The sequence below is a fragment of the Streptomyces jumonjinensis genome, from assembly GCF_009600885.1.
In the GTDB taxonomy this organism is placed as follows: Bacteria; Actinomycetota; Actinomycetes; order Streptomycetales; family Streptomycetaceae; genus Streptomyces; species Streptomyces jumonjinensis.
The window spans coordinates 7186-9417 of sequence record NZ_VCLA01000187.1; the positions used below are offsets into that span (position 1 = coordinate 7186).

General features: G+C 69.3%; 3 protein-coding genes. All 3 read left to right on the forward strand.

Going from position 1 to position 2232, the window contains the following annotated elements; all coding sequences use genetic code 11:
- Nucleotides 1–410: MarR family winged helix-turn-helix transcriptional regulator (locus tag FF041_RS29255; RefSeq protein ID WP_407698210.1), on the forward strand; the 410-nt coding region annotated here is incomplete at its 5' end.
- 141 nt (nt 411–551) lie between these two features.
- The gene (locus FF041_RS29260) at nt 552–1199 is read left to right on the forward strand and encodes an isochorismatase family protein (RefSeq protein WP_153525596.1); all 648 of its coding nucleotides are present in this window, start codon (nt 552–554) and stop codon (nt 1197–1199) included.
- A gap of 437 nt (nt 1200–1636) precedes the next feature.
- The gene (locus FF041_RS29270; protein ID WP_153525597.1) at nt 1637–2044 is read left to right on the forward strand and encodes a RidA family protein; all 408 of its coding nucleotides are present in this window, start codon (nt 1637–1639) and stop codon (nt 2042–2044) included.
- Nucleotides 2045–2232: the final 188 nt, after the last annotated feature.

Genomic DNA, 2232 nt, shown 5'->3' on the forward strand with positions numbered 1-2232 from the left:
AGGTTCATCACGCGGTTCTGCGGGCGATCGAGCAGGAGCTCGACGCGCGGCACCGTCTGTCGGTGAGCGAATTCGACACGCTGGTGAACATCCCGCTCGACGGTACGCGGCTGAAGGAGCTCAAGGAGCGGATCGTGCTCACGCAGAGCGCGGTCAGCCGGATGTGCGACCGGCTCGCGCAGCGGGGGCTGGTGACGCGTACGCCCATCGAGGAGGACCAGCGCGGCGCGATGATCCGGCTCACGGAGGAGGGGCGGCGGCTGCTCCGGGCGGCGGCGCTGACCAACGCGGAGGTGGTGGACCGGATGTTCGCCGGCCGGCTCTCGCCGGAGGAGCTGCTGTCGCTCGACGGCATGCTCGGCCATCTGAAGCTGCGGGAGCACGCCCGGGACTGCGACACCGAGAAGTGAGCCAGCTCACACATTAAATCCGGAGGGAGAGGAATGGTGCACAACCTCCGACCGTTGAGATGAATGCGCAAGCAACAAAATGACTGCGCGAAACAGGTACCCGGGCCGCCATCGCGGCCCCGCCTCAAGGAACGAGGAATCATGAGCGGCAACAGCTACCTCACCGACCGGCTCACCCCCGAGAACACCGGGATCCTGCTGGTCGACCACCAGGCCGGCCTCATCCTCGGCGTCCAGGACCACGATCAGAACCAGGTCCGCCGCAACGCCCAGGCCCTCGCCCGCACGGCCAAGGTGTTCGGGCTGCCGATCGTGGCCACCACCTCCGCGCCCCAGGGCCCCAACGGTCCTCTGCTGCCCGAGCTGGTCGCCGAGCTGCCGGAAGGCGTGCCGATCATCCACCGCAGCGGCGAGGTCGACGCCTTCGACGACCCGCGCTTCGACGAAGCGGTCCGCGCCATGAACCGCCCCAACCTGGTCATCGCGGGCGTCATCACCGACGTCTGCCTGATGTTCGCCTCCCTCTCCGCGCTCGGCCGCGGCTACAAGGTCCACTCCGTCCTGGACGCCTCCGGCACCACCAACACGCTCGCCCGCGAGACCTCCCTGCTCCGCCTCCAGAACGCGGGCGCCACGGTCAACAGCACCGTCGGAGTCATCTCGGAGCTGCTGCGCGACTGGAAGAACCCGGGCGGCCCCGGCACCGCCGACATCTTCAGCAACCTGGCCATGCCGTTCTACGGAGCGGTCACCGCCAGCCACACCTCCGCCAGCGGCAACAACCGCTGACACCCCGGCGGCAGCGGCGCCCGCCGTCCCGTCACCGGGGACGGCAGGCGCCATCCTGCCCGGCATATGCGGTAGCCCCGGGAGCATCGGCCCGGGGCTACCGGTGTGGGTCGTGCGGATGCGCGAGCGCTCCGCCCGTCAGGCGTCGAAGCGGTGGCGGGCGGCCTCGATGTGACCGAGGTGCCGGTGGGTCCAGTCGCACATCCCGTGGACCGTCTCCCGCAGGGCCTTGCCGGAGAGTCCGCGCGCCTCAGGTCCGCGCCCTCGGGCGAGCCCCTAACTGTTGGGTCACCATAAGGTTCCTCAGTCACTGAAAAGTGCGTTCTTCCATGTCGGCGGCCACTCTCCTACGGTTCTTCAGTAACCACAAGAGACCGTGAGCGTCCCGGTTCGGTGGAAGCGAGCCCCTGGGCTCTGATGACGAGGAGGCATACGGCATGGCCATCACCCTGGTGGACCCCAGCGGATTGCCCACGATCGGCGCCTACCGGCAGGTGTCGATCGCGACGGGGTCGAAGCTGGTCTTCATCGCCGGCCAGGTCGCCTGGGACGCCGAGGGGGTCACCGTCGGCGAAGGCGATCTCGCCGCTCAGGTCGAGCAGTGCTACCTCAACATCGGCACCGCCCTGGCAGAGGTCGGCGGCTCCTTCGACGACGTGGCGAAACTGACCGTCTACGTCGTCGACTGGACCCCGGACAAGATGCCCCTCTTCCTGGAGGGGGTCGCTCGGGCGTCCGCGAAGCTGGGGGTCACCCCGGTGCCGCCGGGCACACTGCTGGGCGTCGCGGCACTGGACGTACCCGATCATCTGGTCGAGGTGGAGGCCACCGCGGTCATCGACTGAGCAGCTGAACCGGCTCGCGTTCACCGAACCGGGGCGGCTGCCGGGCCCACTGGCCCGCATGGTGAGCCGGACCGCCGCGCGGCTGCTGAACCGTGCGATCTTCCGTGCCGGCGAGTTCACCGCCGCCGGCTTCCCCAACCGGCGCCACAAGCAGTATCGGCAGCCACCCGGGGACCTCGCGAGAGCCG

What these genes read in the sequence shown, in the direction of transcription:
- FF041_RS29260 (WP_153525596.1), top strand. Translation starts at nt 552, where the DNA reads ATGAGCGGCAACAGCTACCTCACCGACCGGCTCACCCCCGAGAACACC.
- FF041_RS29270 (WP_153525597.1), top strand. Translation starts at nt 1,637, where the DNA reads ATGGCCATCACCCTGGTGGACCCCAGCGGATTGCCCACGATCGGCGCC.